The following is an 18899-nucleotide window of genomic DNA, read 5'->3' as shown; positions in this document are numbered from 1 at the left end:
GCTGACAATCTCGTGCTTTGTCAGGTCAAATGGTGACGAACGACCGCGACAGCCAGCCACGGCCCCCGACCACGACCACCCTCGGTCGGACGACTACGACTGCACGAGGGTGCGCAGGGTGGCGTCGGCCTCCGACGACACCGGGTCGTCGAGGTCGCCGACGAACACGACCTGCGCCTCGCGCGCCGGGTTGGACTCGAGCTCGGCGAGGACGGTCCGCAGGGCGGCGAGGTTGGGGTGGTCCATCGACGTGCAGGCCTCCGCCGGGGCCAGCGTCTCGACGGCCGCCTCGACCTGGGCCCTGGACAGGTCATAGGTCTGGGTGCCGTGGGCGTGGCCGACGATCTTCGCGAGCACGACGGCGGGCAGGCCGTGCGTCCCTCCGGGTCCGTTCACGTGCGGGAACTCCCGCTCCGGCGAGCTCGACGCCGGACTGATCCCCACGCCGTACGCGACCGGGGCCACCCACCCCTCGATGGTCGCGGCGAGCGCGTCCTTGATGGCGGCGATTCCCTCGGGGGTGCTCCAGTCGTTGCTCATCGCCCCATCCTGACAGCCGACGGGAAGGCATCGGGGTAGGACCGCAGGTCGACCGTGCCGTTGTCCACCGAGGTCGCGGCGAGGACGGCGTGCGCGACGGCCCGCGTCACGCAGTCACCGGCCGCCACCATGAGCGCGTGCAGGGACGGGAGGTCGGGCGCTGGGCGCTCCCCCGTCGAGAGGGTGAAGAGCGTGTCACCGTCGAGCAGGGTGTGGACCGGGTGGATCGCCCGCGCGAGCCCGTCGTGGCCCAACCCGCTGACCTTCTGGCACTGGGCCTTCGTGAGGACGGCGTCCGTCGCGATGACGCCGATCGTCGTGGCCGTGCCGGGCCGGACCGGCTGCCCCTGGTGTGCCGCGGCAGCACGTTCCCGGGCCGCGTCCAGCTCCGAGGCTGCCGGCACCCCGACGTCGGCGAACTCCCCGTCGAGCCCGAAGCGGGTCGCGAAGAGCTCCCCGGTCCGGTCGTCGACGGCCGTACCGATCGCGTTCACCACCACCAGGGCGGCCACGGTGGTGCCGTCCGCGAGCACGGCGCTGGCCGAGCCGACGCCGCCCTTGAGGCCCCCGACCCTGGCACCGGTACCGGCCCCGACACAGCCCTGGACGACCGCCCCAGCGGTTGCCGCGTCGAAGGCCGCAGCCCCGTCGACGGCACCGGGGGCGTTCCCGAACTCGCCACCCCGCCCGAGGTCGAACAGCACCGCACCCGGCACGATCGGCACCACCTGCCCCGGCGCCCCCATCGGCCACCCGACACCGGCGTCATACAGGCGTCGGACGACTCCGTCCGCGGCAGCGAGGCCGAAGGCACTCCCGCCGGTGAGCACCACGGCGTTGACGCGGTCGACGAGGTTGCGTGGGTCGAGCAGGTCGGTCTCGCGCGTGCCCGGGGCCCCGCCGCGGACGTCGACGCCACCGACCGCCCCGGCGCCGGGAGCAAGGACGACGGTCGTGCCGGTGAGCCAGCCGGGCTCGGTGCGCGTGGCGTGGCCGACCCGGATCCCCGGGACGTCGGTGAGGGAGTTGGTCGGGCCGGCTCGCACGGGCTCAGTCCTCGGAGGCGTCGATGACGCAGAACCGGTTGCCGTCCGGGTCCTGCAGGACGACGAAGTCGTGCGGCTCGTCGGGGTAGGGCCAGTCCTCGACCCGGCGGGCACCGAGGGCGACCAGGCGTTCCACCTCGGCGGCCTGGTCCTGGGCATAGAGGTCGAGGTGGATCTCGGGGAACTGCGGCGGGTCGGCGCCCACGCCGTCGAGGGAGAGGTTGGGGCCGGACCGACCCTCGCGTGGGCGCAGGATGACCCAGTCGGGTTCGGGCTCGTACCGCGGTTCGTAGTCCAGTGCGGGCGCCCAGAAGGCCATCGCCCGGGCGACGTCAGCGACGTGCACGACGATCGACCCGATCCTCAGCCCCTCGCTCACGACAGCTCCAGGTGGTGGGCGGCGTCGTGGGCGACGAACCCCACCCGCTCGACCATCGGCCGGGTGAACTTCCCCGCCGTCATCCGGACCTCGGTCAGGCCCTGCGCCCCGGACCAGTCGACGGCAGCCCGCAGGAGGAACTCGCCCACGCTCAGGCCCCGGTGCGTCGGGCGGACGAAGAAGGTGTCGACGAGCAGGACACCCGCCGCTTCGCTGCGCCCCGGCCACGGCAGGGCCGGCACGATCGCCGCCTGCAGGTAGCCCGCGTGCTGGTCGCCGACCTCGGCGATCCACGCCGGGCGGGTCCGGACCTGGGCCGACCAGGCCCGGGCGAAACGGTCGAGGAAGCCCGGCTCGGGCGTGCCGCCCCGGTGCAGCGCGCACTGCAGCGTCAGGCCGGCCACCACCAGGGCGTCGTCAGGTCCCGCGGGGCGCGTGCGCACGTCGGTCACGGCGGCAGTCAAGCACGCGCGAGCGGTATGGCGCGCGCAGAGCCGCACAGGCGCCATACCGTCCTCCCCTGCCCTGCCGCCCTGCCCGCACAGCGGGTGTCGTTCGGCAAACCCGGCACGAACAGCACCCGGTTCGCCGAGCGACACCCGATCTGCGCGGGCGGCGAGGGCCCGGACACAGCGACGCCCGTCCAGTCGATTCTGGACGGGCGTGACTGTGTCTGGGGGGACCGGCTACAGCTGGATGCCGAGCCGTCGGGCGCTGCGGGCGCGCTGGCGCGAGGCGCGCAGTCGGCGCAGGCGCTTGATGAGCATGGGGTCCGCCTCGAGGGCGGCCTGGGAGTCGATGAGGGCGTTGAGCACCTGGTAGTAGCGGGTGGCGCTCATGTCGAAGAGCTCCTTGATGGCCTGCTCCTTGGCCCCGGCGTACTTCCACCACTGCCGCTCGAAGGCGATGATCTCGCGATCGCGCTCGCTCAGCCCTGCGGCGGCGCTGACGTGATCCTGCTCGTGTGCGGCGTTCACTCTCGACCCTTCGTGACGGTGCCTTGCAGGGGCAACTATACGGAGGGAATCACACGCTTGTCATTCTGTTCGGCGAGCCGTGCCTGACGACTTTCCGTGCTCGGTCACACCCGTCACACGCACCACACAGGTGCTCGGCGGAGCCGCCCGACGGGTCCGGGACGGCCTCAGGCCATGGTGTCGAGGATGGCGCTGATGTCGTCCTCGGAGGTCTTGGGGTTGACGATCGCGAACCGCGTCAGGGTCTCGCCGTCGTGCGAGGTCGGCACGACGAAGGCGAACTCGTCCTCGAGCAGCCGGTCCGACCAGCGCTGGTAGTCCGACGGGGACCAGCCGATCCGGCGGAACACCACGACCGACAGGTCGGGCTCACGGACCACTTCGACGTAGTCGCGGCGACCGATCTCCTCCGCAGCGAACCGGGTCACCGCCAGGGTCCGCTCGACGGCCTCGGTGTAGGCCTTGGTGCCGTGCGTGGCGAGGCTGAACCAGAACGGCAGCCCACGGGCGCGACGGGTGAGGCCGACCGAGTAGTCGGTCGGGTTCCAGTCGGCGGCCTCGGTGAGGACGTCGAGGTAGGACGCGTGCTGGGTGTGCGCGGCCCGGGCCAGCGCGGGCTCGCGGTAGAGCAGCGCACAGCAGTCGAACGGGGCGAAGAGCCACTTGTGGGGGTCGACGATGAACGAGTCCGCGTGCTCGATCCCCTCGTAGAGGTGGCGCACCGAGGGCGCGGCGAGGCCGGCGCCGCCGTACGCACCGTCGACGTGGAACCAGATGCCGAACTCCCGGCAGACCGCGGCGACGGACTCGAGGTCGTCGACGATCCCGAAGTTGGTCGTGCCCGACGTGGCGACCACGGCGAAGAACGTCTCGGGCCCGTGCTCGAGGAGCACCTCGCGCAGCGCCGGTCCGGTGAGCCGGCCCATCTCGTCGACCTCGACCCCGACGAACTCGGCATCCATCACGTCGCACGCCGACTGGATCGAGGAGTGCGCGCCGTGCGTCGCCGCGACACGCCACGGCCGGGAGCCCTCGCCACGGCGTCCCTGCTGGGTGGCCTCCATCCGGGCAGTGTGACGGGCTGCCACCAGCGCGGAGAGGTTGCCGATCGTGCCGCCGGGCACGAACACGCCGCCGGCGCTTTCGGGGAGGCCGACGAGGTCGGCGATCCAGCGCAGCGCCTGGTTCTCGGCGTACACGGCGCCGGCTCCCTCGAGCCACGAGCCGCCGTAGATCGACGAGGCGCCGACGACGAGGTCGAACATGGCCGAGGCCTCGGTGGGGGCACATGGGATGAAGGACAGGTACCGCGGGTGGTCGGTCGAGATGCACGCCGGGGCGAGGTCCTCCTCGAACAGCTTGAGCGCGGCGAGTCCGCCGATGCCGTCCGGGGTGATCGTCATCCCGGCCGCCGCGTCGAGCTCGGCGAGCGTCCGCGGCCCGTCGAGGGGGACCGGGTCGAGCTTCAGCCGGTCGGCGGAGTAGGCGAGGATCGCGTCGCCGAGGATCTCTAGCTGCTGGTCGCTGTAGCCGTGCACGCGGCGAGTCTAGGGCCGGGCGGACCCCAGCAGCTCGGCCCTCAGGCCGACCGCGTCGTCGACGACCGCGTGCGGGCCGGTGGCCTCCAGCTCCGCGCGCACCCCAGCACCCCAAGTGACCGCGAGCGCCCCCATGCCGGCCGCCCTCGCCGCCTCGACGTCGACGGTGGCGTCACCGATGTACACGCAGTCGGACGGTGCCGCGCCGAGGCGCTGCGCGGCATACAGGAGGGGCGCAGGGTCCGGCTTGTGCAGCGGGGTGGCCTCCTGCCCGGCGAGCACGTCGATCTTCTCGGCGAGACCCACGGCCCGCAGGCCGAGCTCGACGGTCTCGGCCTTCTTCGAGGACACCACCCCGGTGCGGGCACCGGCGGCGTGGAGGTCGTCGAGCAGCTCCGGGATGCCGTCGACGGTCTGGATCAGCTCGTCGTGGTTGGCGAGGTTCCAGGTGCGGTAGACGTCGGTGAGCTCGGCCCCGCGACCCGGGTAGCGCTCCTCGAGCACCGGCTGGAGCGGGCGCCCGATCCACGAGCGCACCTCGTCGTCGTGCGCGGACTCGCCGAGCACGGACGTCAGGGCGTGGCGGTAGGAGGCGACGATGAGCGGGATGGTGTCGGCCAGGGTGCCGTCGAAGTCGAACAGCACGACGGGCCAGCGCAGCGAGGTCACCCGGACAGCCTAGGCAGGCCGCGACGGTGCGGTTCGCGCGGTGCGACTCCCGCGGTGCAGCTCGAGCCGTGGGTCGAGCAGCAGGGGTCGAGCCGTGGGGTCGAGCCGTGGGGTCCAGCAGTCGGCTCAGCAGTCGGTGTCGAGCATGTCCTCCACCGCGGCCTTCTCGGCGCTGTCCACGTCGAGGTCCCAGTAGTACTTCACGTTGATCCACTCGCGGACGTACTCGCACTTCCACGTCGCGCTCGTCGGCTGCCACTCGGCCGGGTCGCGGTCACCCTTGCTGCGGTTGCTCGAGGCGGACACCGCGATGAGCTGGGGTCGGACGAGGTCGTTGGCGAAGTTCTTGCGATCCGTCGACGTCCACCCGCTCGCGCCCGAACCCCACGCCTCGGCCAACGGCACGACGTGGTCGATGTCGAACGTCGAGGCATCGGTCGTCTTCACGCCGTCGTAGACGCTGGTCCAGGAACCACTGGTCGCCTTGCACGCCGAGTCGGTCACCACCCCGGAGCCGTCGCGCTCAAGGACGGTCTCGCGGGTGTCGCAGGTCCCGCTGATGGTGATCCAGTGCGTGAAGAGCGTGCGGTCGTACCCCGCGTTGTCCTCGGGCGCCACGGTCAGGGTGGCGAGCTGGTCACGGGAGTCAGCAACGGTCGGGGCCGGCGGCGGGAGGGCGGAGGCGGCGGAGGCCGCGACGGGGAGCGCGGCGAGGGCGAGGGTGGCCGCGGCGGCAGCGCGCAGGAGGGAGGAGGGGGAGGTCATGACCAGCGAGACTGGCCCGAACCCGTTGCGCCGTGGGCAACTCCGCGGCCAACACGCGGTCCGGATTCGGTGCGGGTTCGGCAAGGCCCGGGTCAACTGTGCCGGTGTGCGACGGCAGGGATACGTTTCTGGGTATGCCGCCCGCAGCCCTCCCCGAGCTCGTCCACCCCTCGTGGGCGAAGGCTCTCGAGCCGGTGGCCGGCACCGTGGCCTCGATGGGCGAGTTCCTCCGGGCCGAGGTGGCTGCGGGGCGCGGGTACCTGCCGTCCGGGGACCGCGTGCTCAGGGCGTTCGAGCAGCCGCTGGACGCCGTCCGCGTGCTCATCGTGGGGCAGGACCCCTACCCGACCCCCGGTCACGCCGTGGGGCTGTCGTTCTCGGTGGCCGCGGACGTCCAGCCGGTGCCCCGGAGCCTGGCCAACATCTACCAGGAGCTCGGCACCGACCTCGGCCTGCCGCGACCCAGCACCGGTGACCTGTCGCCGTGGGCCGACCGCGGCGTGCTGCTGCTCAACCGCGTGCTGACCGTCCACCCCGGCAAGCCGGCGAGCCACCGCGGCAAGGGCTGGGAGACCGTGACGGCGCAGGCCATCTCGGCCCTCGTCGACCGCGGTGGCCCCCTCGTCGCGATCCTCTGGGGTCGCGACGCCCGCAACCTCGTGCCGCACCTCGGGGACGTCCCGTCCGTCGAGAGCGCGCACCCCTCACCCCTGTCGGCCCACTCGGGGTTCTTCGGCTCGCGCCCGTTCAGCCGCGCCAACGAGCTCCTGGCCCAGCAGGGCGCCGACCCGATCGACTGGAGCCTGCCGTGACCGACCCGACCGCCGAGCACACCACCGACGCGGCCACCGAGCTGCCCGGCAACGAGACCCACCTGCCCGAGAGCGGCGGCAAGGTCTGGCACCGCTACGTGGCAATCGGCGACTCGTTCACCGAGGGCATGTCCGACGCCGACCCCTCCCGCGACAACAGCTACGTGGGCTGGGCCGACCGGCTCGCCGAGCACCTCGCCGGGATCGCGCACCGGTCGGGTGGGGAGTTCGCCTACGCCAACCTCGCCGTGCGCGGCCGGCTCCTCGCCGACGTCATCGGACCCCAGCTGGAGGCCGCGCTCGGGCTGCAGCCCGACCTGGTCTCCATGGTGGGTGGCGGCAACGACATCCTGCGCCCGAAGGCCGACCTCGACGCGATCGCCGACCGGCTGGAGACCGCGGTGGTGCGCCTGCGCGCCGCCGGGAGCGACGTCCTGCTCGCGACCCCGACCGACCCGTCCGGCGCTCCCCTGCTCCGCCACCTGCGCGGCCGGCACGCGATCCACTCGGCCAACATCTTCAGCATCGCCCAGCAGCACGGCTGCTACGTCATCAACCAGTGGGGGATGGACGCGCTCAAGGACTTCCGGTTGTGGGCCGACGACCGGATCCACATGACCACCGAGGGCCACCGCCGCGTCGCGCTCAACGCCCTGTCCGCGCTCGGCCACGACACCGACCGCGCCGACTGGAGCACTCCGCTGCCCCCGCTCCCGCCGGTGGGCCGCCGGGAGGCGACGGCCGCGAACGCCGCCTGGGCCAGGACGCACCTCGCCCCCTGGGTCCAGCGCCGGCTGCGCGGCGAGTCCTCCGGCGACACCGTGACCGCGAAGCGATCCGAGCTCACCCCGGTCGAGCCGACCCAGCGCCATACCTGACCCCCGCCCGCGCCCCCCGTCTGCCCCCGCTCCGCCCCCCACCCCCCCACCCTCCGTCTGCAGCAGCAACCTCTGCTAGCAGACGTTGCTGCCGAGGGGGTAGGTGGCAACCTGCCCGCAGGGCAGAAACGTCTGCTGGGTCGGGGGCCCTCACCTCGGCGATGCAGGTAGTAGGACGTCCTACTACTACCCTTGCCCCATGCCTGCGACCCGTCTGATGCCCTCCGAGGAGGGCCAGGACCTCATCGACCTGACCCGCGAGATCTGCGCCAAGGAGCTCGCGCCCGTCGTCGACGAGGCCGAGCGGGCGGCCGCCACGACCCCGCAGCTCCCCCTCGAGGCGTTCCGTGTGCTGGGGCGGGCGGGCCTGCTCTCGCTGCCCTACCCCGAGGAGTTCGGCGGCGCCGCGCAGCCGTATGAGGTGTACCTGCAGGTCGTGGAGGAGATCGCCTCGGTCTGGATGAGCGTCGCCGTCGGCGTCTCGGTGCACGGCCTCACCTGCTACCCCGTGGCGACCTTCGGCAGCGACGAGCAGAAGGAGCGCCTGCTGCCCGACATGCTGTCCGGCGACCAGCTCGGGGCGTACTGCCTCTCCGAGCGCAGCGCCGGCTCCGACGTCGCCGCCATGACGACCAGGGCCGTCGCGGACGACGAGACCGACCCGACGTCCTACCGGCTCAAGGGCACCAAGGCGTGGATCTCGCACGCCGGCCACGCCGACTTCTACACGTCGTTCGTCCGCACCTCCGACGACGGCGGTCGCGGGCTGTCCTGCTTCGTCGTCCCCGGCGATGCCGCGGGGATCGCGTTCGGCACCCCCGAGAAGAAGATGGGCCTCCACTGCGACACCGTCAGCGAGGTGCACTTCGAGGGGGTCGACGTCGCGGCCGACCGCCTGGTCGGCGAACGCGGTCAGGGCATGGCCATCGCGCTCTCCGCCCTTGACTCCGGTCGGCTCGGGATCGCAGCTGCCGCAACAGGACTCGCGCAGGCCGCCCTCGACAGAGCCGTCGACTACGCCAAGGACCGCCAGCAGTTCGGGCGCCCCATCGGCGACAACCAGGGCCTCGCGTTCCTGCTCGCCGACATGGAGGCGGCGGTCACCTCGGCGCGCGCCTCCTACCTCCACGCGGCCCGCCTCCGCGACGCCGGACGGCCGTTCAGCAAGGAGGCGGCGGTCGCCAAGCTCATCTGCACCGACAACGCCATGCGTGTCACGACCGACGCCGTGCAGGTGCTCGGTGGTGCCGGGTACACCCAGGACTTCCCGCTCGAGCGCTACATGCGCGAGGCCAAGGTGACCCAGATCTTCGAGGGCACCAACCAGATCCAGCGGCTCGTCATCAGCCGCCAACTGCTCCGCGGCTGATCCCGCCCCATACCGACCTCCCCACCGAAAGGCCGAAAACCCTTGCAGATCAACGACTCCACCGTCGCCCTCGTCACCGGCGGCGCCTCCGGCCTGGGCGGCGCGACCGTCCGCCGCCTGCACGCCGAGGGTGCAGCCGTCGTCATCGTCGACCTCCCCTCCTCACCCGGCCAGGCCCTCGCCGAAGAGCTGGGTGACATGGCCGTGTTCGTCCCGGCGGACGTGCGCGACGAAGCCCAGGTCCAGGCCGCCATCGACGCCGCCGCCGAGCTCGGGACCCTGCGGATCGTCGTCAACTGCGCCGGTGTCGCCACCCCCGGTCGCGTGGTCGGCAAGCGCGGCCCGCTCGGCCTCGAGGACTTCGCGAACGTCGTCAACATCAACCTCATCGGCACCTTCAACGTCCTGCGCCTCTCCGCCGCCGCGATGCTCGCGAACGAGCCGCAGGACGGCGACCGCGGCGTGGTCGTCATGACGGCGTCCATCGCCGCCTACGACGGCCAGATCGGCCAGGCCGCGTATGCCGCGAGCAAGGGTGGGGTCGTCGGCCTCACCCTGAGCGCCGCCCGCGACCTCGCGGACAAGGCCATCCGCGTCGTCACCGTCGCTCCGGGGACCTTCGAGACGCCGATGCTCGCCGGCCTGCCCGGCGAGGTGAAGGAGCTCCTGGAGAAGCAGGTGCCGCACCCGTCCCGTCTCGGCAAGCCCGAGGAGTACGCCAACCTCGTCGCCCACATCGTCGACAACTCGATGCTCAACGGCGAGGTCATCCGGCTCGACGGCGCCCTGCGGATGCCCCCGCGCTGACCGGTTCACACCCGGCGCGCGAGCGCCAGACGCTGACGCTGCCCCGCCGAGTGCCTGCACTCAGCGGGGCAGCGCGCGTTCCTCGGTGATGCTGTTGCCGCCGTCGACGACGAGCACCTGGCCGGTCGTGTACCCGGCGCCGGGGCTCACGAGGTAGGCGATCGCCGCGGCGACCTCGTCCGCGGTCCCCGAGCGCCCGCCCGGCGTGACCAGCCCCTCGGCGGCCTCGTCGTCGGTCTGGGAGCCCGTGGCGATCCAACCCGGGGCGACCGCGTTGACGGTGACGCCGTGCACGGCCTCGTCCACGGCGAGCGCCCTGGTGAGGCCGACCAGCCCGGCCTTGGCCGCGGCATACGCGACCTCACCGCGCATGCCCATGACGGCACCGGTGACGCTCGCGACCATCACCACCCGCCCCGAGCCGCTGACCCGCAGGTGCGGCAGGGCCGCCCGGGTCACGAGGAACGCGGTGTCGAGGTTGCGGCGCAGCGACTCCGACCAGCGGTCGGGCGTCGTCGCGGTGAGGTCTCCCTCGAGGTAGTCGGGCTGGCTGGTGGACACCATGCCTGCGTTGTTGACGAGGACGTCGAGCCGGCCACCCCACTCCGCCGCCGCGTCGACGAGATCGGCGACGACCTCGGGATCGGTGAGGTCGCCCACGAGGCCGAGCGCCTCGACCCCCGAGTCCTCGAGCTCCCGGGCCCGGTCCTTGACCCGGTTCGTCGTCGCCGCGAGGACGACGCCCGCGCCCAGCGCACCGAGGTGGCGGGCCGTCGCGAACCCGATCCCGTTGGGGCTCCCCGCCCCGGTGACGAGGGCCGTGCGTCCGGACAGGTCGAGGGACGGAGGAAGCACCATGCCGGCAGTCTGCCGCACGGGGCCCCGTCGACGCCGGGCCCACCGGCCCGTCAGGGCATGAATCGACCCGGCCAACTCATACTTGGCCGGGTCAGCACCTGTCTAACAGCGCCGACCGCACCGGCAGGTCACCGACACGCGACGGTCATGTGAACAGTGGCGGACCTCACGGGTGCGGCCGGACGCAGCCGTCCGACCGCACCCCTCGGACGCGGGTGTCGGACGGAAGGCGTCAGACGGAGGTGGCGAACGCGTTCTCGAGGATGTCGAGGCCCTCGGAGAGCAGGTCGTCGCCGGAGGACAGCGGCGGCAGGAACCGGAAGACGTTGCCGAAGGTGCCACAGGTCAGGGTCACGAGGCCCTCGGCGTGGCAGGCCTTGTTGATCCGCCCGGTGAGGTCGGCGTCGGGGGTCTTCTTGTCCAGGTCGCTGACGAGCTCGACGGCGAGCATGGCGCCGCGGCCGCGGATGTCGCCGATGACGCCGTACTTGTCGGCGAGCGCCTCGAGACGGGGACGGAACATCGCCTCGACGGCCTTGGCCCGACCGCGCAGGTCCTCCTCCTTCATCGTCTCGATGGAGGCGAGGGCAGCCGCACAGGCGACGGGGTTGCCGCCGTACGTGCCACCGAGGCCACCGACGTGGATGGCGTCCATGACGTCCGCGCGCCCCGTCAGCGCCGCGAGCGGCATACCGCCGGCGATGCCCTTGGCGGTGGTGATGAGGTCGGGGACCACGTCCTCGTGCTCGGACGCGAACCAGTCACCGGTGCGGCAGAACCCGGTCTGCACCTCGTCGGCGATGAAGAGGATGCCGTTCTCGGTGCACCAGTCGGAGACCTTCTTGACGAACCCGGGGGCGGGCACGATGAACCCGCCCTCGCCCTGGATCGGCTCGAGGATGACGGCGGCGGTGTTGTCCTCGCCGACCTGCGCGTGGACGTCGGCGACGAACGCCTCGAACGCCTCGTCGGCGCAGGCCTCGGGGCCGGTGGGCCAGCGGTAGGGGTAGGCCATCTGCACCCGGTAGATCTCGCTCGCGAACGGCCCGAAACGGTGCTTGTAGGGCATGTTCTTCGCGGTCAGGCCCATCGTGAGGTTGGTCCGGCCGTGGTACGCGTGGTCGAACGCGACGACCCCCTGCCGGCCGGTGAAGTGGCGGGCCACCTTGACGGCGTTCTCGACGGCCTCGGAGCCGGAGTTGAACAGCGCCGAACGCTTCTCGTGGCTGCCCGGGGTGAGCTCGGACAGCGCCTCCGCGACGAGGATGTACTCCTCGTAGGGGGTGACCATGAAGCAGGTGTGCGTGAAGTCGTTGATCTGTGCCGTCACCGCGTCGATGACGCGCTGGTTGCCGTTGCCCACCGTCGTCACGGCGATGCCCGAGCCGAAGTCGATGAGCTGGTTGCCGTCGACGTCGCGCAGGATGCCGCCGGCCGCCTGCTCGATGTAGACGGGGAGGCCGGTGCCGACCCCGGCGGAGACTGCAGCGGTCTTGCGCTGCTGGAGGGCCTGGGACTTCGGGCCGGGGATGCTGGTGGCGAGGACGCGCTTCTGCTCGAGCATGGGCCGAGCATACGACCGGCTCGCGGTCGCCGACAGCGCGGCCACCCGCCCCGTCGGGAAGGGACCCAGCCGCCCCTATGCCGCGTGCCGGCCGGCGCTCGTGACCCCGGCGGCGCGCTGGGTCAGGACCGCCTCGAGAAGGTCGGGCCGGTTGGTGATCACCCCGTCGACGCCGCGGTCGAGCGCGGCGTCCATCGCTGCCGTTCCGTCGACCGTCCAGGTGAGGACCTGCAGCCCCCACCGGTGTGCCTGCGCGACGTAGGCCGCGTCGAAGGTGGCGTAGGCGGGGTTCACTTGGTCGACCCAGCGCGACAGGGCAGGGAGGTCCGCGACCGCAGGGGTGCCCAGCAGCCCGACCGGGACCTCCGGCTGGAGCACGTGGTACCGGCGCAGGGAGGTCGCGTCGAAGGACTGCACGACCGGCGCCTGGTCCGCAGGGCTGTCGTGAGGTACCCGGGGAACTGCTTCCACGTGCGCGTCACCTGCGCCTCGATCCCGGGGTAGAGCGAGGGTGACTTGAGCTCGATGAGGATGCCCGAGCGCGAGTAGCGGACCAGCTTGACCAGCTCGGCGAGGGTGGGGACCCGCTGCCCCGCATAGCGGGAGGACTTCCACGACCCGGCGTCCAGCGTCCTGATCTCGGCCAGGGTGAAGTCGGCGACCCGCCACGGCGACCTGGTCGGGTAGCGCTGCTCGACGTTGGTCGTCCTGGCCAGCGTGGTGTCGTGCATGAGGACCAGTCCGCCGTCCTTGGAGCGCTGGACGTCGCTCTCGACGAGGTCGGCACCCTGTCGCACCGCGAGGGCGAACGAGGCGAGGGTGTTCTCGGGCGCGACGGCGCTCGAACCCCGGTGGCCGACCGTCAGCGGCCGGGCGGCGCTGGCGGGGACCGCCCCAGCCGCCGTGGCTGTCGCCGCTCCTGCGGTCCCGGCACCCGCGGTCAGCGCGGCGGCCGCCACGAGGGTCGCGGCGCCTGTGGAGACCACGAGACGGAGGGAGCGCACGGCGACGACGGTAGCCCGCGGAAGTGCTGCGTATGCGGCGAATCGGGCAGTTCGGTCGAACGGCCCACGCGGGCGGGGACGGCAGTCCACCCGCTCCGGGTGACGCCGCGCCACACCGGCCCTAGGTTGGGCTGCATGGCAGCCAAGGCGACGTCCCCCGCGATCGAGCTGGAGGTCGGCGACCGGGACGTGCGCATCTCCAACCCCGACCGGGTGTACTTCCCGGAGCGCGGCGAGACCAAGCTCGACCTCGTCAAGTACTACCTGGCGGTGGGCGACGGCATCGTCAACGCCCTGCGGGAGCGGCCGTGCATGATGCACCGGTTCCCCGAGGGGGTGGCCGGCGAGAAGGTGCACCAGAAGCGGGTGCCGCACGGGGCCCCGCCGTGGCTGGAGACGGTGCGGGTGAAGTTCCCGCGGTACAACCGCACGGCCGACGAGCTGTGCGTCACCGAGCTGGCCCACGTGATCTGGGCGGTGCAGATGTCGACGGTCGAGTTCCACCCGTGGAACAGCCGCCGCGGGCACGTGGAGCGGCCCGACGAGTGGCGGATCGACCTCGACCCGGGACCGGAGTGCCCGTGGGACCGGGTTCAGCGCGTGACCCACGTCGTCCAGGAGGTGCTCGACGAGCTCGGGGCGGTGGGCTGGCCCAAGACGAGCGGGGGCTCGGGACTGCACGTGTACGTGCGGATCGACCCCCAGTGGGGGTTCAAGGACGTCCGCAGGGCCGCGCTCGCCTTCGCCCGGGAGGTGGAGCGCCGCGCCCCCGAGGACGTGACGACGACCTGGTGGCGCAAGGACCGCGACCCGGCGGCGCTGTTCGTGGACTACAACCAGAACGCCCGCGACCACACCATCGCCAGCGCCTACTCCGTGCGCGGCAACCCCCGCGGCACGGTGTCCACCCCGATCCGCTGGGACGAGGTCGACGACGTCACGCCGGACGACTTCACCATCGCGACCGTTCCTGCCCGCTACGCCGAGCTCGGCGACCTGCACGCGGGGATCGACGACGCGGTCTTCGGGATCGACCAGCTCGTGGAGTGGGCCGAGCGGGACGAACGAGATGGCGCTCAGGACCCGCCCGAGACCGCAGACGCGGACTGAAACACTCGCCATACCCGCACTTGCGGTCCTAGAGTGGCCCGTATGCCGCAGCTACGGATCAAGGACGCCGCCACCTTCCTCGGGGTGAGCGACGACACCGTCCGGCGCTGGGTCGACAGCGGCGCGCTCGCCTCCGAGGCCGACGACGCCGGGCGCAAGGTGGTGGACGGCTACCAGGTCGCCCTCCTCGCCCGCGACCAGGCCCACACCGCCACCGATCCCTCGACCGTCGGGCGGTCCGCCCGCAACCGCTTCGTCGGACTGGTCACCGACATCAAGACCGACCCGGTGATGGCGCAGGTGGAGCTGCAGTGCGGCCCGTTCCGCGTCGTCTCCCTCATGAGCAGCGAGGCCGTCCGCGACCTCGGCCTCGAGCTCGGGTCGGTCGCCATCGCCGTCGTGAAGTCCACCACCGTCATCGTCGAGACCCCGCAGGGAGCATCATGATCCGGCCCGCCCGCCTCGTCCTCCTCGCCACCGCCCTGACGCTCGCCCTCGGCACGGCCGCCTGCGGGAGCAGCTCGGGCGACGCCGCCGGCGGGTCCGGCTCCGCGGGAACGAGCTCGAGCTCGTCGTCCAGCGGGCTGTCGGGCGAGATCACCGTGTTCGCGGCAGCGTCCCTGAAGAAGACGTTCACCCAGATCGGCGCCGACCTCGAGAAGGCGAACCCGGGCGCCACGGTGAAGTTCAGCTTCGCCGGCTCCTCCGACCTCGTCGCGCAGATCCAGCAGGGCGCACCGGCGGACGTCTTCGCCTCGGCCGACACCAAGAACATGGACAAGGTGACCGCCGAGTCGCTCACCGCCGCAGCCCCCGTCGTCTTCGCCTCCAACACCCTCGAGATCGCCGTCCCGCCGGGCAACCCGGCGAAGATCGCCTCGTTCGCCGACCTCGCGAAGTCCGGGGTCAAGGTCGTCGTGTGCGCACCGGCCGTCCCGTGCGGCTCGGCCGCCGCCAAGGTCGAGGCGTCGGCCGGTGTCGACCTCACGCCCGTGAGCGAGGAGCAGTCCGTCACCGACGTGCTCGGCAAGGTCACCGCCGGTGAGGCCGACGCGGGCCTCGTCTACGTCACCGACGTCAAGGGCGCGGGCGCCACGGTCCAGGGGATCACCTTCCCCGAATCGTCGGCCGCCGTGAACTCCTACCCGATCGCGGCCCTCAAGGCCTCGAAGAACACCGCGCTGGCCGATGCCTTCGTCAAGGCCGTCACCGGATCCGGTGGTCAGCAGGTCCTCGCCGACGCCGGGTTCGCCAAGGCGCCGTGACCCGCTCCCGACGTCCAGGCCGCCCAGCACCCCGACTGGGAATGCCCGGCTGGGTGTTCGTCCCGGCCGCCGTGGGCGCCCTCTTCGTCGTGCTGCCCCTGCTGGCGATGCTCACCCGCGTGGACTGGACCCAGTTCCCCGAGCTCGTGACGTCGGAGTCGTCCCGGGCGGCTCTGCTCCTCAGTCTGCGGACCTCTGCTGCCAGCACGTTGCTGTGCGTCGTGTTCGGCGTACCGATGGCGGTCGTGCTGGCGCGCACCGAGTTCCGTGGGCAGTCGGTGCTGCGGTCGCTCGTGCTGCTTCCGTTGGTGCTGCCGCCGGTGGTGGGAGGCATCGCCCTGCTCTACACGTTCGGCCGCCGGGGTCTGCTCGGCAACACCATCGAGGTCCTCGGCCTGCAGATCGCCTTCTCCACGACGGCCGTCGTCCTCGCCCAGACCTTCGTGGCGCTGCCCTTCCTCGTCGTGAGCCTGGAGGGGGCCTTGCGAACAGGAGGGCAGCGCTACGAGGAGGTCGCCGCCACGCTGGGTGCCCGGCCGACGACGGTGTTCCTCCGCGTCACGCTGCCGCTGGTCCTCCCCGGCCTCGCCTCCGGGGCGGTCCTCGCGTTCGCCCGCGCCCTCGGGGAGTTCGGCGCGACCATCACGTTCGCGGGCAGCCTGCAGGGCGTGACGCGCACGCTCCCGCTCGAGATCTACCTCCAGCGGGAGACCGACCCCCAGGCGGCGGTGGCGCTCTCGCTGGTGCTCGTCGTCGTGGCCACCGTCGTCATCACCGTGACGCGTCGATCCCGGACCGCCCTGTGACGCTCGACGCGACCCTGCGCATCCCCGGACGCGATGTCGACCTCCACCTCCACGTCGAGCAGGGACGCACTCTGGCGCTGCTGGGGGCCAACGGAGCCGGCAAGTCCACCGCGCTCTCCTCCATCGCCGGCCTCCTCCACCCCGACAGCGGGGAGATCCGACTGGGCGACCGGATCCTGTTCTCCTCCAACGGATCCGGCACCTGGGTGCCCCCGCACGCCCGCGGCGTGGCCCTGCTGGCCCAAGAGGCACGGCTCTTCCCCCACCTGGACGTGACCGACAACGTCGCCTTCGGTCCGCGCAGTGCCGGTATGCCGCGTGGCGAGGCGCGAGAGCGGGCCGCCCACTGGCTGTGGGAGGTCGACGCGTCGGAGCTCGCCCGGCGGCGCCCGGCGGAGCTGTCCGGCGGCCAGGCGCAACGGGTGGCGATCGCCCGGGCTCTGGCCACGGAGCCCGAGCTCCTCCTGCTCGACGAACCCCTCTCGGCCCTGGACGTCGAGGCCGCCCCCGCGATCCGCCAGCTGCTGCGGCGGGTGCTGCGCGACCGCACGACCGTGGTGGTGACGCACGACATCCTCGACGCGGTGCTGCTGGCCGACGACGTGGCCGTGCTCGAGTCAGGTCGGGTCGTCGAGCAGGGACCGACGACGCGGGTGCTCTCGCGCCCCACCAGCGCGTTCGCCGCCCGGATCGCCGGACTCAACCTCGTGCGCGGGACTAGCGCAGGCACCGAGACCACGCCCGCCGTCAGCACCCCCGAGGGCCTGCGGGTCGAGGGTCTGGCCGAGGAGTCGCTCGTGGCCGGGGAGCCGGCCGTCGCCGTCTTCAGCCCGAGCTCGGTCGGGGTGTACCGCGAGGCTCCGCACGGCAGCCCGCGCAACACGGTGCGCGCCACGGTGACCGACCTCGAACCCCACGGCCACCAGGTGCGGGTCCACACGGCCCACGTCTCCGCGGACGTCACGCCGGCCGCGGTCGCCGAGCTCGACCTGGCCGTCGGTGCCGAGGTCGTCCTCACCGTGAAGGCGAGCGAGGTCGCCGTCTACGCCGCCTGAGCGAGCCGCGCGCCGACCGCCCCTGACGTCCCCCATGATCGTGGGATGGACGTGACGCGTGGGCGCCGATGCCCCCGGTGGGTGCCGGCGCTGGTGCTCCTGGCCACGGTGGGCCAGCTCGCGCTGGCGACCTTCGCGACCGGGCTGGCGCAGTTCGAGGGCAAGGCGTTCGGCGCGCGCCTGGTCGCCTACCCCGTGCTCATGCTGCTCGTGCCCCTGGCGTGGTGGGCGACCCACCGCCGAGGGCTCACGCCGACTCCGTGGGGCGCCTTCGCCCTCGTCATGGCACCGTTCCTCATCGACGTCAGCGGCAACACGCTCGATCTCTACGACTCGGTCGACTGGTGGGACGACGCGAACCACTTCGTCAACTGGTCCCTGCTCTGCGGCGGTCTGGGAATGCTTGTCCTGCAACGGATCGCCGAACCCTGGGTGCGCACGCTGCTGGTGACCGGACTGGGCGCGGTGCTCGCCATCGCGTGGGAGGTGGCCGAGTGGTGGACCTTCATCCGGCACGGCACCGAGCTGGGCACCGCCTACACGGACACGCTCGGCGACGAGGTCCTGGGGACTGCGGGGGCCCTGGTGGCAGGCCTCCTGCTGTCGCGCCGTGCCGGGTCGGTCACCCCCGGCCCGGTCACCCCCGGACCGGTCACTCCCGGACCGGTCACCTCCGGACCGGTCACCCCCGGACCGGGAGCTCCTGGAGGACCCAGCGGTTCCCGTCGGGGTCGCTGAAGTTCACGAAGCGCCCCCACGCGAGCTCCTCGACCGGGGTGCACTCGATCTCGCGCTCCACGAGGTACGCGTGAGCGTCGTCCGCGTTCGCGACGACGACCTGGATGTACTGCGCCTGACCCTCGGGGAGCATCCCGAGCCCCTTGCCGAAGCAGAAGGAGCATGCCGATCCGGGGGGCGTGACCTGGACGAAGCGCAGGTCCTCGTGGGGAGAGCCGTCCTGCTCGGCGACCCAGCCGACCCGGGCGTAGAAGTCCTTCGCGCGGTCGACGTCCGACACGGAGATGGGGATGAGCTCGATCTTGAAGTCCATGGTGCTGCCTCTCGTCCGGGAACCTGCGACAGCCCCAGCCTAGGAAGACAACAGGTCAGTTCCTGACCGCTTCCCCGAAGCGGAGGAGGACGGTCACGCGGGCGCCGGGGCCCCACCGGGGCGGCTGGGGTTGCGTCGGTGCAGCTCGTCGATGATCGCCTGCTCGCGCGCCATCACCGCCAGGACCTCGTCGTCACCGACAGCCACCGGACCGGCGGCACGCAGGAGGTCCTCGAGGTGGGCCAGCTCCGAGAGGAGCTCGCGGACGCTCGGCTCGGTGGCCGCGTCGTCAGGCTCGCCCACGACCTCTTCCACACCCCCGCGGTGGGCGACGGGAACCGCCAGGGACAGGGGTTCGACCGGTCTCACCGACTCCAGGAAATCGGTCATCGGCGGCCTCCTTGCT

Annotated in this window: 24 protein-coding genes; 10 read left to right on the top strand and 14 right to left on the bottom strand. The window is 72.3% G+C overall.

The window, feature by feature from the left end; all coding sequences use genetic code 11:
* Nucleotides 1–93: 93 nt before the first annotated feature.
* From ASC58_RS13685 to ASC58_RS13650, 8 genes are all read right to left on the bottom strand, one after another.
* Entirely contained in the window at nucleotides 94–540 is a 447-nt protein-coding gene (locus tag ASC58_RS13685; RefSeq protein WP_056916421.1) for a hypothetical protein, read from the bottom strand.
* On the bottom strand, nucleotides 537–1586 hold the full coding sequence (locus ASC58_RS13680; protein WP_056919694.1) for a P1 family peptidase: 1050 nt from the start codon (nucleotides 1584–1586) through the stop codon (nucleotides 537–539). The genes ASC58_RS13685 and ASC58_RS13680 overlap by 4 nt, the downstream gene beginning before the upstream one ends.
* Before the next feature lie 4 nt (nucleotides 1587–1590).
* A complete protein-coding gene (locus tag ASC58_RS13675; RefSeq protein WP_255353304.1) occupies nucleotides 1591–1965 on the bottom strand; it encodes a VOC family protein in 375 nt (124 codons plus the stop codon).
* Nucleotides 1962–2417, bottom strand: a complete 456-nt coding sequence (locus tag ASC58_RS13670) for a GNAT family N-acetyltransferase (RefSeq protein WP_056919693.1) — start codon at nucleotides 2415–2417, stop codon at nucleotides 1962–1964. The genes ASC58_RS13675 and ASC58_RS13670 overlap by 4 nt, the downstream gene beginning before the upstream one ends.
* Before the next feature lie 234 nt (nucleotides 2418–2651).
* Nucleotides 2652–2942: a DUF3263 domain-containing protein gene (locus ASC58_RS13665; RefSeq protein ID WP_200947831.1), complete on the bottom strand. Its 291-nt coding sequence runs from the start codon at nucleotides 2940–2942 to the stop codon at nucleotides 2652–2654.
* Between the two features lie 167 nt (nucleotides 2943–3109).
* Nucleotides 3110–4480, bottom strand: coding sequence for a pyridoxal-dependent decarboxylase (locus tag ASC58_RS13660; protein ID WP_056919692.1), 1371 nt, complete (start codon nucleotides 4478–4480; stop codon nucleotides 3110–3112).
* Nucleotides 4481–4489: 9 nt separating this feature from the next.
* Entirely contained in the window at nucleotides 4490–5149 is a 660-nt protein-coding gene (locus ASC58_RS13655; protein ID WP_056919691.1) for an HAD family hydrolase, read from the bottom strand.
* Between the two features lie 126 nt (nucleotides 5150–5275).
* Nucleotides 5276–5914, bottom strand: a complete 639-nt coding sequence (locus tag ASC58_RS13650; RefSeq protein ID WP_056919690.1) for an HNH endonuclease family protein — start codon at nucleotides 5912–5914, stop codon at nucleotides 5276–5278.
* A gap of 134 nt (nucleotides 5915–6048) precedes the next feature.
* On the opposite strand from ASC58_RS13650, the gene ASC58_RS13645 reads away from it, so the two are divergent.
* The 4 genes from ASC58_RS13645 (at nucleotide 6049) to ASC58_RS13630 (ending at nucleotide 9780) form a co-directional block, all read left to right on the top strand.
* Entirely contained in the window at nucleotides 6049–6726 is a 678-nt protein-coding gene (locus tag ASC58_RS13645) for a uracil-DNA glycosylase (RefSeq protein WP_056919689.1), read from the top strand.
* A complete protein-coding gene (locus ASC58_RS13640) occupies nucleotides 6723–7604 on the top strand; it encodes an SGNH/GDSL hydrolase family protein (RefSeq protein ID WP_082553291.1) in 882 nt (293 codons plus the stop codon). Before ASC58_RS13645 ends, ASC58_RS13640 begins: the two co-directional genes overlap by 4 nt.
* Nucleotides 7605–7803: 199 nt before the next feature.
* Entirely contained in the window at nucleotides 7804–8973 is a 1170-nt protein-coding gene (locus tag ASC58_RS13635) for an acyl-CoA dehydrogenase family protein (protein ID WP_056919688.1), read from the top strand.
* Between the two features lie 42 nt (nucleotides 8974–9015).
* The gene (locus ASC58_RS13630; protein ID WP_056916413.1) at nucleotides 9016–9780 is read left to right on the top strand and encodes a 3-hydroxyacyl-CoA dehydrogenase; all 765 of its coding nucleotides are present in this window, start codon (nucleotides 9016–9018) and stop codon (nucleotides 9778–9780) included.
* A gap of 60 nt (nucleotides 9781–9840) precedes the next feature.
* Here the strand turns inward: ASC58_RS13630 and ASC58_RS13625 are convergent, their stop codons facing one another.
* The 4 genes from ASC58_RS13625 to ASC58_RS21815 form a co-directional block, all read right to left on the bottom strand.
* Nucleotides 9841–10638, bottom strand: coding sequence for an SDR family NAD(P)-dependent oxidoreductase (locus ASC58_RS13625; protein ID WP_056919687.1), 798 nt, complete (start codon nucleotides 10636–10638; stop codon nucleotides 9841–9843).
* A 232-nt stretch (nucleotides 10639–10870) separates the two neighbouring features.
* Nucleotides 10871–12202: a 4-aminobutyrate--2-oxoglutarate transaminase gene (gene gabT, locus ASC58_RS13620; protein WP_056919835.1), complete on the bottom strand. Its 1332-nt coding sequence runs from the start codon at nucleotides 12200–12202 to the stop codon at nucleotides 10871–10873.
* 75 nt (nucleotides 12203–12277) lie between these two features.
* Nucleotides 12278–12580: a glycerophosphodiester phosphodiesterase gene (locus tag ASC58_RS21820; RefSeq protein ID WP_255353303.1), complete on the bottom strand. Its 303-nt coding sequence runs from the start codon at nucleotides 12578–12580 to the stop codon at nucleotides 12278–12280.
* Nucleotides 12493–13206, bottom strand: a complete 714-nt coding sequence (locus tag ASC58_RS21815) for a glycerophosphodiester phosphodiesterase family protein (protein WP_056919685.1) — start codon at nucleotides 13204–13206, stop codon at nucleotides 12493–12495. Before ASC58_RS21815 ends, ASC58_RS21820 begins: the two co-directional genes overlap by 88 nt.
* Before the next feature lie 135 nt (nucleotides 13207–13341).
* Here ASC58_RS21815 and ligD point away from each other — a divergent pair, with 135 nt between their 5' ends.
* The 6 genes from ligD to ASC58_RS13580 are packed head-to-tail and all read left to right on the top strand — an operon-like array spanning nucleotide 13342 to nucleotide 18180.
* Nucleotides 13342–14316 (top strand): non-homologous end-joining DNA ligase, encoded by a 975-nt coding sequence (gene ligD, locus ASC58_RS13605; protein WP_056916411.1) that lies wholly within the window; start codon nucleotides 13342–13344, stop codon nucleotides 14314–14316.
* A 42-nt stretch (nucleotides 14317–14358) separates the two neighbouring features.
* A complete protein-coding gene (locus ASC58_RS13600; protein ID WP_056916410.1) occupies nucleotides 14359–14763 on the top strand; it encodes a molybdopterin-binding protein in 405 nt (134 codons plus the stop codon).
* Nucleotides 14760–15581, top strand: coding sequence for a molybdate ABC transporter substrate-binding protein (modA, locus tag ASC58_RS13595; protein ID WP_056919684.1), 822 nt, complete (start codon nucleotides 14760–14762; stop codon nucleotides 15579–15581). The genes ASC58_RS13600 and modA overlap by 4 nt, the downstream gene beginning before the upstream one ends.
* Before the next feature lie 41 nt (nucleotides 15582–15622).
* On the top strand, nucleotides 15623–16387 hold the full coding sequence (locus ASC58_RS13590) for an ABC transporter permease (protein WP_056919683.1): 765 nt from the start codon (nucleotides 15623–15625) through the stop codon (nucleotides 16385–16387).
* Nucleotides 16384–17442 (top strand): sulfate/molybdate ABC transporter ATP-binding protein, encoded by a 1059-nt coding sequence (locus ASC58_RS13585; RefSeq protein ID WP_056919682.1) that lies wholly within the window; start codon nucleotides 16384–16386, stop codon nucleotides 17440–17442. Before ASC58_RS13590 ends, ASC58_RS13585 begins: the two co-directional genes overlap by 4 nt.
* A gap of 45 nt (nucleotides 17443–17487) precedes the next feature.
* Nucleotides 17488–18180, top strand: a complete 693-nt coding sequence (locus tag ASC58_RS13580; protein ID WP_200947830.1) for a hypothetical protein — start codon at nucleotides 17488–17490, stop codon at nucleotides 18178–18180.
* Here ASC58_RS13580 and ASC58_RS13575 read toward each other — a convergent pair.
* Nucleotides 18125–18493, bottom strand: a complete 369-nt coding sequence (locus ASC58_RS13575) for a VOC family protein (protein ID WP_056916406.1) — start codon at nucleotides 18491–18493, stop codon at nucleotides 18125–18127. The two genes, ASC58_RS13580 and ASC58_RS13575, sit on opposite strands and share 56 nt — an antisense overlap.
* Nucleotides 18494–18586: 93 nt before the next feature.
* Nucleotides 18587–18883, bottom strand: coding sequence for a hypothetical protein (locus tag ASC58_RS13570; RefSeq protein ID WP_056919681.1), 297 nt, complete (start codon nucleotides 18881–18883; stop codon nucleotides 18587–18589).
* Nucleotides 18884–18899: the final 16 nt, after the last annotated feature.

This window comes from Phycicoccus sp. Root101 (assembly GCF_001426245.1).
GTDB lineage: Bacteria > Actinomycetota > Actinomycetes > Actinomycetales > Dermatophilaceae > Pedococcus.
This window is presented reverse-complemented; position numbering and strand designations above follow the sequence as displayed.